Origin of the sequence: Porphyromonas sp. COT-108 OH1349, from assembly GCF_000768755.1 — a bacterium.
Lineage (GTDB): Bacteria > Bacteroidota > Bacteroidia > Bacteroidales > Porphyromonadaceae > Porphyromonas_A > Porphyromonas_A canoris.
This window is the reverse complement of sequence record NZ_JRAH01000012.1, coordinates 75428-86313: the sequence shown is the minus strand read 5'-3', so window position 1 is coordinate 86313 and position 10886 is coordinate 75428. Positions and strand designations below refer to the sequence as shown.

The 10886-nt window shown below is 49.5% G+C and carries 5 protein-coding genes; 4 read left to right on the top strand and 1 reads right to left on the bottom strand.

Features of this window, described 5'->3' with window-relative positions; translation table 11 throughout:
- The 4 genes from JT26_RS10080 to JT26_RS01960 form a co-directional block, all read left to right on the top strand.
- A partial coding sequence (locus JT26_RS10080; protein WP_200879739.1) for an Ig domain-containing protein occupies positions 1–999 on the top strand: 999 nt, incomplete at its 5' end.
- A 53-nt stretch (positions 1000–1052) separates the two neighbouring features.
- Positions 1053–2201, top strand: coding sequence for a hypothetical protein (locus JT26_RS01975; protein WP_036845444.1), 1149 nt, complete (start codon positions 1053–1055; stop codon positions 2199–2201).
- A gap of 3200 nt (positions 2202–5401) precedes the next feature.
- Positions 5402–5608 carry a hypothetical protein gene (locus JT26_RS10780; RefSeq protein ID WP_160217622.1) on the top strand — a complete coding sequence of 69 codons (207 nt, stop codon included), beginning with the start codon at positions 5402–5404 and terminating at the stop codon, positions 5606–5608.
- Between the two features lie 195 nt (positions 5609–5803).
- Positions 5804–6445, top strand: coding sequence for a hypothetical protein (locus tag JT26_RS01960; RefSeq protein WP_152566959.1), 642 nt, complete (start codon positions 5804–5806; stop codon positions 6443–6445).
- 185 nt (positions 6446–6630) lie between these two features.
- Here the strand turns inward: JT26_RS01960 and JT26_RS01955 are convergent, their stop codons facing one another.
- A complete protein-coding gene (locus tag JT26_RS01955; protein ID WP_036845434.1) occupies positions 6631–10725 on the bottom strand; it encodes a cobaltochelatase subunit CobN in 4095 nt (1364 codons plus the stop codon).
- Positions 10726–10886 lie beyond the last annotated feature (161 nt).

The window sequence follows — 10886 nt, the reverse complement described above, 5'->3', positions numbered from 1 at the left end:
GTTGACAGCAACGGAGAGGTAACCACGCATAAGGAAGGCAGTGCCACCATTACTGCTACATCCGTGGATGGCGGTAAGACAGCCTCCTGCCGGGTAACGGTGAAGAGGAAAGAGGTCAAGGTTACCGGCATCACCGTCTCTCCGACGGAGAAGAGCGTAAAAGAGGGTGAAGCATTTACCATCACTGCCACAGTGCTTCCTGCCGATGCGGACAACAAGACGGTAACGTGGAGCAGTTCGGCTTCGGACATCGCTTCCGTTAATGACAATGGTCGTGTTACCACACACAAGCCGGGGCGTGCGACCATCACTGCCACAACGGCAGACGGCGGTAAGACAGCCACCTGCCAAGTAACCGTCACCAAGAAAGAGGTCAAGGTAACGGGCATCACCGTCTCCCCGACAGAGAAGAGCGTTATCGAAGGTGAAAGCTTTACGATCACCGCCACCGTACAGCCTGCCGATGCAGACAACAAGGCGGTACGCTGGAGCAGCTCCGCATCGGACATTGCCACGGTGGACAATCAAGGCAAAGTAACGACCCGCAAACCGGGTAAAGCGACCATCACCGCCACAACGGAGGATGGCGGCAAGACAGCCGGTTGCGAAGTTACGGTAAAGAGCAAGATCACCGAAGAGTACAAGGCTCTCAAGAAGAAAGCCGAAGAGATGGAAGGCAAGACGGATGACGCAAAGAAAGAGCTCGCCGGCATCAAGTCTTCCGACAAGAGCATCAACGAAAAGATCAAGCTCATGGAAGCCCTTCTAAAGAAGATCAACGGCATCAAGAGTGAGATCGACAGCTTGAGCGATGAGATAGAAGCGAAGAAAGATCTGCTTCACGAAAGCGAGTACAACGAACTGAAAGAGAAGAAAGAGAGCCTGCTCTCCGACATTGCAGAGCTTCAGAGCGAGGCGGAGACCTACAAACAGAAGCTGGATAAAGCAGCTAAAGAGGGAAAAGGAGATCTTTCCGACCTTGAAATCGTGGATCTATGATGACCGACAAAAGCGAAAAGAACATAAACCATAAACCATAAATACAGAATCAGATGAGACTTACATGTAATATATACACCAAAGCAGTATGCGCGCTGACGCTGCTGCTGGTTCTGCTGGCAACCGGCTGCCGGAACGAACGGGAAGATCTGCCTACGGGAAAAAGAAGCAGACAGCTCACCCTTACGGCATCCATGCCTCAGGATGGAGGCGGAATGCGCGTGGAGCTGAAGAAGTCGGCAGACAACAGCACGCTTATAGCCAAATGGAAATCGGGAGACATGGTAACGTTCGTCTTCGAGCAGGGCGATGTTCTGACAGACCCCGTGGAAGCAGCCATAGGCAGAATCGAAAACAACGGCAAGCGTGCGAAGCTGCATATCGAAGTGCCCGAAAGCATAGACACTTCGGAAGAGTACACCATCCACGCCTTCTGCGGAGTACCGGGAACAGGCGTGAGCGTAGAGAGGGGAGAGATCCTTTTGGACATCCTGCCGTTGAGAGCCAACCGCTTGGAGGATATTGCCGTTCCGGTGATTGCCAAGAGGGATATATCTCCGGAGGGAGAAGAGGAAATGGCTCTGCCGTTCGACTATCTTGGCTCGATAGAGTACGTGGATCTCAAGAACGGCTCCTCCACCACACTCCGGGTTAACAACTGCCACCTTTATGCCGTCGATCCGGCAGCGGAAGAGTGGAGATACCTGCCCCGCAACGGCAAATACCATCTCTACAAACCGATGACGGACGAAGTGATGGAGGCAGACGGCGACAAACCCAACCCGTTGGAAGAGTCCGGTTCGGCAGTCTCGGTGGCACCGGGAGCGACACACACGTTTGCGGTGTGGCATCGTCCGACAGGCAACAGCATTCCGGAGTTCGGCATATCGGTGCAGACAGACAACGGGACTCAGCTCTCCAAGAACAAGAAGATAGCCAAAGCATTCTCCATGACTCCGGGCAAGGCGTATCGTGTACGGGCAGAGTGGAAAGATAACCGCCTGACGATCTTGGGCGATGACGTGGAAGAGGATCTTCCTTCCATCACCTTGACGACAGAGAAAGGATGTCTGGATAGACCTGAACAACAACAAGGTCAAAGATGCAGGCGAGAGTGTAACCACATTCGACACCGATCAAGAGTACATACTCGGAGCTCAGACCGTTACGGTATATGGAAAGATATACAGTTTTCATTGTAGCTTTAACAGCCTCACCACGTTGGATGTGAGCAAGAACACCGATTTGAAAGTGTTGGGCTGCTCCGATAACTCCCTCACCTCGCTGGATGTGAGCAAGAACACCGCTTTGACAGAGTTGGTCTGCTTCTCTAACTCCCTCACCTCGCTGGATGTGAGCAAGAACACCACTTTGACACGGTTGAACTGCCACTCAAACTCCCTCGCCTCGCTGGATGTGAGCAAGAACACCGCGTTGAAAGAGTTGTACTGTCACAGTAACTCCCTCACCTCGCTGGATGTGAGCAAGAACACGGCTTTGACACGGTTGGACTGCGAGGATACCCCGAATCTTAGCTCCTTGAAGATCTCGCGCAGCATAAATGATGCGTTATATATCCGTAACTGTAAGCTGAGCGCGGAGACGCTGAACGAGATATTCCGCACACTTCCCGATGTAAAAGNGATCTCGCGCAGCATAAATGATGCGTTATATATCCGTAACTGTAAGCTGAGCGCGGAGACGCTGAACGAGATATTCCGCACACTTCCCGATGTAAAAGAGCAGACCGAAGGCAAGAAAAAGATCTGGATAGCAGACAATCCGGGTACGGATGCGTGCGACAAGAAGATAGCCACGGACAAAGGCTGGAAATTGGATGTCGAAGATACTCCGCCTGCCGGCAACAGCATGACGATGACGACAGAGAAAGCCGTCGGCGAAAAGATAGAGCTTTCGATCAATGCCGAGCCTGCAGACCAAGCGGATGTCTGGATAGACCTGAACAACAACAAGGTCAAAGATGCAGGCGAGAGCGTAACCAAATTTGACTATGAATGGTACACGCTCGGCTCGCAGACCGTTACGGTGCATGGAAAGGTAACCCTGTTGTCCTGCTCCTCTAACTCCCTCACCTCGCTGGATGTGAGCAAGAACACAGCTTTGGAAGAGTTGTCCTGCCACTCTAACTCCCTCACCTCGCTGGATGTGAGCAAGAACACAGCTTTGACACGGTTGTCCTGCTCCTCTAACTCCCTCACCTCGCTGGATGTGAGCAAGAACACCGCTTTGACTGCGTTGTCCTGCTCCTCTAACTCCCTTGCCTCGCTGGATGTGAGCAAGAACACCGCGTTGAAAGTGTTGGACGGCTCCTCTAACTCCCTCACCTCGCTGGATGTGAGCAAGAACACCGCTTTGACTGCGTTATACTGCAAGAATAATCCGAATCTAAGCTCCTTGAAGATCTCGAGCAGCATAAATGATGAATTGTCGGTCAAGAGCTGTAAGCTGAGCGCGGAGACGCTGAACAAGATATTCCGCACACTTCCCGATGTAAAAGGGCAGACCTCCGGCGGTAAGAAGATCTGGATCGGAGACAATCCGGGTACGGCGGCGTGCAACAAGAAGATAGCCAAGGACAAAGGCTGGACATTGGATGTCGGAGATACTCCTCCTCCTCCGCCTGCCGGCAACAGCATGACGATGACGACAACGCTAGCCGTGGGCGAGAAGATAACTGTTAAGATCTACGCCAAGCCGGAAGACCGAGCCGATGTCTGGATAGACCTGAACAATAACGGCACCAAAGATGAGGGCGAGAAGGTCGTAGTCTTTTTCTATAAGGATTACACACTCGGCTCGCAGACCATTACGATATACGGAAAAGTAACCGAGTTCCATTGCCACCAACAATCCCTCACCTCGCTGGATGTGAGCAAGAACACTGCTTTGACAGAGTTGTCCTGCTCCGATAACTCCCTCACCTCGCTGGATGTGAGCAAGAATACCGAGTTGGAATGGTTGGACTGCGAAAAGAACTCTCTCACCTCGCTGAATGTGAAGAATACAGCTTTGAAAGCATTGATCTGCAATTGGAACAGGCTCTCCTCTCTGAATGTGAGCAAGAACACCAAGTTGGTGTACCTCACCTGCGCGAAGAACCCGAATCTTAGCTCCTTGAAGATCTCGAGCAGCATAAAGGATCAGTTGTGGGTCAGCTACTGTAAGCTGAGTGCGGAGACGCTGAACGAGATATTCCGCACGCTTCCCGATGTAAAAGGGCAGAGCACCGGCAGTAAGTGGATCTGGATCGAAGGTAATCCGGGCACGTATACGTGCGACAAGAAGATCGCCGAAGACAAGGGCTGGAAATTGGATTCCAATGCTTATAAAATGACGATGACGACAACGAAAGCCGTGGGCGAGAAGATAGAGCTTTATATAGATACCGAGCCGGAATATCGTTCGGGTGTCTGGATAGACCTGAACAATAACGGGAAAGAGGATAATGGTGAGAATCTAGTCTTCGGCACCGGAACTTACACACTCGGCTCCCCGACCGTTACGGTGTACGGAAAGGTAACCACATTTAGCTGCAAAGAAATCTCCCTTACCTCGCTGGATGTGAGTGCGAATACGAAGTTGGAATTCTTGCTCTGCAACTCTAACTCCCTCACCTCGCTGGATGTAAGCAAGAATACAGCTTTGAGATATTTCGACTGCAAGAATAACCCGAATCTAAGCTCCTTGAAGATCTCGAGCAGCATAGATAATGTGCTAATTGTCCGCAACTGCAGGCTGAGTACGCAGACGCTGAACCAGATATTCCGAACGCTTCCCGATGTAACCGGGCAGAGCGGTGAAGTCAAGAGCGTCTGGATCGGAGGCAATCCGGGCACGGATGCGTGCAACAAGAAGATAGCCGAAGACAAAGGGTGGACGGTTAAAAACTGATTAAGATTGAGGGAAAACTCCCCTCACCCCGAAGTGGCGGGGCGTAAAATATTGTAGACAAATTCGGGCAGTGCCGGTGCGATAAGTGCCGGCACTGCTTTTTTTGTGCCGAGACGGANCCCTCACCCCGAAGTGGCGGGGCGTAAAATATTGTAGACAAATTCGGGCAGTGCCGGTGCGATAAGTGCCGGCACTGCTTTTTTTGTGCCGAGACGGAAAACCGGGATCGGGAAAAGAGAAAAGGTCGGTTTCGGAGAGCATGAAAATTTTGTACGTACAAAAAAATTTTTTCGTACGTACAAAAAAAAATTTACGTGCGCACGAAAAAATTTTTTCGTAGGTAAGAAAATAAATTTTCGTAGGTAAGAAAATAAATTTCCGTAGGTAAGAAAAAATATTTTCGTAGGTAAGAAAATAAATTTTCGTAGGTAAGAAAATAAATTTTTGTGGCCAAGAAAATAAATTTTCGTAGGTAAGAAAATAAATTTTTGTGGCCAAGAAAAAAAATTTGCGTGGCCAAGAAAATAAATTTTTGTGGCCAAGAAAAAAAATTTTTGTGGCCAAGAAAAAAATTTTTTGTGGCCAAGAAAAAAAATTTCCGTGGCCAAGAAAAAAAATTTTTGTGGCCAAGAAAATAAATTTTCATGCGGACGAAAAAATATCTGCATGCGCAGAAAAAGTATTTTCTTTAGCATAAGAGTTGTGGCGATCCGGGCATAAAAATATATTTTCATAGGCAGGAAAATATTTTTTTATACGAATCGGAGGTATTTTTTATGCTTGCGGACATATTTTTGTCTGCGCACAAAAATATATTTTCGTGCGAATGGGAGGAGATTTTCGTACGAAGAAGAGGAGATTTTTGTGCGGAAAGGAGGAGATTTTTGTGCGAATGGGAGGAGGTTTTTGTGCGAATGAGAGGAGATTTTTGTGCGAAAGGGAGGAGATTTTTGTGCGGAAAGGAGGAGATTTTTGTGCGAAAAGGAGGAGATTTTTGTGCGAAAGGGAGAAGATTTTTGTGCGAAAGGGAGAAGATTTTTGTGCGAAAGGGAGGAGGTTTTTGTGCGAAAGGAAGAAGATTTTTGTGCGGAAAGGAGGAGGTTTTTGTGCGGAAAGGAGAAGATTTTTGTGCGAATGGGAGGGGATTTTTGTGCGGAAAGGAGGAGGTTTTTGTGCGAAAGAGAAGGGATTTTTGTGCGGAAAGGAGGGGATTTTTGTGCGAATGAGAGGAGGTTTTTGTGCGAAAAGGAGGAGGTTTTTGTGCGGAAAGGAGAAGATTTTTATGCGAATGGGAGGAGATTTTTGTGCGGAAAGGAGGAGGTTTTTGTGCGGAAAGGAGAAGATTTTTGTGCGAATGGGAGGAGGTTTTTGTGCGAATGGGAGGGGATTTTTGTGCGGAAAGGAGGAGGTTTTTGTGCGGAAAGGAGGAGTTTTTTGTGCGAATGGGAGGAGGTTTTTGTGCGAAAGGGAGGGGATTTTTGTGCGAAAGGAAGGGATTTTTTGTGCGTATGGAGATTTTTTTTCACAGGTATGAAAGTTTTTCTCTCTCGGCAGGCAGTTTTTTTCGACTTGCGCCGAGGTGTAAGTTTTGTCCGTTTTCAGGGTATGATGGTTGGGCTTTTCATGGGATCTTTCGGGAGAAAAAAAAGAGACCTCGAAGGGGTCTGTTCGAGGTCTCTTTGGGGTTCGGATCGGCTCGGTGCCGCTCTCGGATGTTGTTTATCGGCGTCTTTTCTTTATCACGACAAGAATAAAGAAGAAGAGCAGGATGGCTCCGATGGCGATGACGATGCTGTTGGTGAGGATGGTCTTTGTGTCCGAGAGGTGAGAGTGGGTGAGGTTTTCTCGTTGCAGCCGGACACTCTCTTTGTCTGCTTCGGGAACGGCGGCGGCATTTTTCATCTTGGAGAGCGCGTTGTTGTAGCTCTTTGCATCGTCCGGACGGAGCTGTTGTGCAATATACTCCTGCAGCTTGGGGTTGGTGGCAGAGAATCCGCTGCCGGTGGATCCGAACTCTTTGACCAACCCGGCATGCAGCTCTGCAAGATGCGCCACCTTGTCCGGCGAGGCTTTCCACATACCCTTGCGGCTGCTTTCGAGCATGATGGCTGTGATCTCTTGGAATGATGCCGGATTTATCTCTTTGAAAAACTCGTTCGTGCCGAGATTGTGAACATCTTTCACGTACATCTCGTACATCTCGTCCCATAGTTCGTTGTCTATCACATCGGGCTTGGTGGCACTCCAGCCGAATGTGTTGGAGACGACATCGAGCACGCCTTGAGCACTGCTCGCACCGCCTTTGAGGGTCTCTTTCACGAAGTTCGGATTGAGTATGGTGGCACGTGCTTCCACTCCGATGGCTTCTTTCAACTCCTGTATGCGGATGTTGTTGCGGTTGCGATAGTCGGCAAAGACAGCGTCCGGATCTTTCCCCGTCACGCTGCGGATGGCTGCGTTGATCCCTCCCATGAACTCATAGACATGATCGAGGCTCAACGCTCCCCAGGTATTGTTCTGACGAGGCTGAACCACCAGATCGGCATCATGCAGCACAGCCCTGAAGAGGTGTTCGTTGAATGCTCCCCACTCCTCCTCTGTTCCATACATTGCTCCCATATTGTTGATATAGGCATTGGCGATCTCCTCATCGGAAGACCAGCGATCGCTACTTGCAATGACCTCCTTGATCTTGGTGCCGTACATGCCATTGAGTCCTCCGAAGACGCGCTTGGTGGAAAGCTCCCGTGCCTCTTGCGGAGAGACGCCCTGCTCTACCAACAGACGCTCGACCTCGACGGAAGAAGACTTCACCTTGTTTTCATAGCCTTCATCCTTGGCTTCGGCTGCCATCTCCACCGCACGAGTGATATACATCAGACGAGATGCGGCAAGGTCGCGGAACTGTCCGGATGTCTGTACCACTATGTCTATACGGGGACGTCCAAGCTCGGAAGCAGGAATGAGCCTGAGATCCGTTACCCGTCCGTGAGAGTCCCTCACAGGCTCCACGCCCAACATATAAAGAGCCTGGGCAATGGTAGTACCTTCGCTTTCGATAAACTCTCCGCTCCAGAACGTGAAGCTCACCTTCCTCGGATAGTCTCCGTGCTGTTTCTTGTATCGGGCAAGAGTGGCATTGACCAGAGAGATACCATCTTCCCAAGCCTTCTCGGTGGGAGTGGCTTCGGCATTCACGGAGTAGAGATTCCTGCCCGTCGGGACGGCAGACGGATTGGCAATGGCATCACCTCCGGAAGAGGGAGCATTGTATCCGCCGGCAAGAGCATTCAATACTCCTTTTAGCTCGGCTTCGGGACTCTCTTCCAATGCGTTCTTATACTTTTTCACATCGTAAAGAGTACGCTCCGCCTCAACAATGGCAAAAGCTTTCTCTCTCTCCTCCTTAGTATGTTGGCGCACCTCTTTCGGCATACGTCCTCCCCCCATTGCCCTCTTGGGCGGTGCCAATAGTGTATGTGCCTCACGGATTTCAGCCGGAGAGACTCCGATAACACTGCTAACGAAAAGAGAATCGACAGCTCTGCCGGAAAGGATCTGCCGAACGACCGACTTTGCAGGAGCGAGATAATGCTCCGTAAAATAGACGTTGCTGCGGAGCTTTTCCGTATCCACCTTGCCGGAGAGGCGGTCTATGCGTGCAATACTGTAAGCAATGGGATCCGCACTCATCGCCATGACGGTGGTAAGAATCTTCTCTTTGGAATAAGGTACGCCGGTGATGTACAGCTCGCCATTTACTTTCTCATTGGCAATCTCCTCGGCAAAGTTGTCTATCTGCTCTATCTCTTCCTGAGTATAAGGCTTGGCAGGAATGCTGTCCAAACGGAGGTAGCGGTGTATTCCAAGTGCCATGGCACTCTCTTTTACCGCTATCGAAGCTTTGTCTTTAGGGTCGGGGGACTTGAAGTAAGCGCGTATCTTGCCTTGAAGATCCGCCAGCTGCCCTCTCGTATTGCTCTCCATGAACGGCGGCATAAGGTATGAGGTTATGGCTGCGTAGGTGCGGCGTTTGGCTATGATGCACTCTCCGATGTTTGCTATGGTGTAGTAATAGAAGTGGGGAACTGAGCCGATAAGACGATCACTCCAGTCTGCACTGCTGAGAGCAACCTGCTTCTCCGGTGTAAATTCAAGGCTGCCGTGTGTACCGAAATGCAAAACAGCATCTGCCTTGAAGCCATGCTGCATCCAGAGGTATGAGGCAATATAAGGGTGTGGAGGTGGAGACTTTGCTCCGTGAACGATGGCAAACGCATCGTCGCCCACGGCTGCCATTGGTTGTGGAAGCAGCGCAACGTTTCCAAAGTCGAGTCTAGCCACTGCAATGGCAGGCTCTCCATCTGCTTCAGTACTCATATAGCTTCCCGGAGCTTCGCCGTAAAGGTCTGTTACTTCTTTGTACTTCTCCGGGAATATGGAGCTTTTCACCCACTCTTCATAGAGAGACTTTTTGATGAGAGCCGGATTGCCCTTTTGGAGAAACTCCTGCTGTACTCCCTCTGCATAAGGATCAAGGATAACGCCTTGAGACATGAGCATTCGTCCAAGCTCTTCCGGTGTTTCGGGAAGATTCTCTACCTTATACCCCTCTGCTCTCAAACGCAAAAGGAGATTGTGAAGAGATGGAATGGTTTCGAGGGACTGCGCTAAAAGTGTCTGCTGTCCGGCTCCTTTGAAGAAGTAGATGGCGAGCTTCTTTTCTGAGTTTTTCTTGCCCTTGAGAGCTATTGTCCGGGAGACAATATCGGTAAAAGTGCGAAGTCTGTCCGGTATGGTTTTGAAGAGATAAAAGCCTTCTCTGTTTTTCTCCTGTGCAATCAGAGCATAAGGGTAAACAGCTCCATCTATCTCCGGCATCACCACTCCCTGTCCCAATATACCGCCAACGAGTCCCATCGGATTAGCCATCCAATCTTCTTCCAACTCCAAGCTGGTAAGAGGTGTAAACAGTGGGATATTGGTCTCTTTGAGCCACTCTACCACTTCGTCCCCTTCTCCCATGGAAAGACGACCCATTGCCGTGTAAATGACAGCATCAGGATTGGCAGACTTTAGCATCTCCAGCCTTTTGTCTTTGGCAAAAATAGGATAGACATTATGCCCTGCGTTTCTCATGGAGACAATAATGCTGTCGAGGTGTTGTTTGTTACCTCTGAAAGGATTGTGCAAGCCGATGACGAGAGCTACTCGCTTTGCTCCCTCTCTGTACAAACCTTTTTTCCTGGTGTAGGCATCGTACTCATCTATCGTAAAGAAGTGCACACCCTCTTCAAGGTCAAAGAAAACCTCCTCTATACTCTCGGTGGGCGGTTCAGGATCCGTGAGTCGGAAACTCTTTCGGTCTATATACTTTCGGACATAGTTTGCCATGTTTTGGTAATTGACCATGTTTCCCGCAGAGAGATAAGCCGAAATGGTAGCACAGTGAATACTATCCATGCTGCACATTTCGTTCCTGCTATCGGTGGAAGCGTGCATAATGATAGGGACACCCTTACTTGCCAAACGTTGCAAAGCATCACGCTCCTCCGCAGAAAGCCGAAGCCCCATACCATTGCAGATGATAAAGTCGTACCCTTTAAGCTTGTCCACATCCTCCTGCTCGTAAGCATCGAAGTGTATCATCGGGTTTTTATTCGACAAAGCTATATCCGTCGCCCTGTATGTCTTGAATGCGTAAAGAGCTATACGGGTAGGAGAGAGATACCTTGCCCAGATGAACCAACCGGCTGCAACAAAAAGAAGCAAAACCACCGAAGTTATCAGAGAGATCTTTACTGTTGACTTCATATTGTAATCTGTAAAGAAAAAAGTATTAGCTACGCATCATATCCGTAGCAAAAAGTAATTATATGGGAGTAAATGTATGGATTATCTCCTTCAAAAAGAAAAAAGACACCATGTCATCCTCTTTATTCTTTCCACGACTGTTTTCACAGCCGGAAATCTAA

What these genes read in the sequence shown, in the direction of transcription:
- JT26_RS01975 (WP_036845444.1), top strand. Translation starts at nt 1,053, where the DNA reads ATGAGACTTACATGTAATATATACACCAAAGCAGTATGCGCGCTGACG.
- JT26_RS01960 (WP_152566959.1), top strand. Translation starts at nt 5,804, where the DNA reads ATGGGAGGAGGTTTTTGTGCGAATGAGAGGAGATTTTTGTGCGAAAGG.
- JT26_RS01955 (WP_036845434.1), bottom strand. Translation starts at nt 10,725, where the DNA reads ATGAAGTCAACAGTAAAGATCTCTCTGATAACTTCGGTGGTTTTGCTT.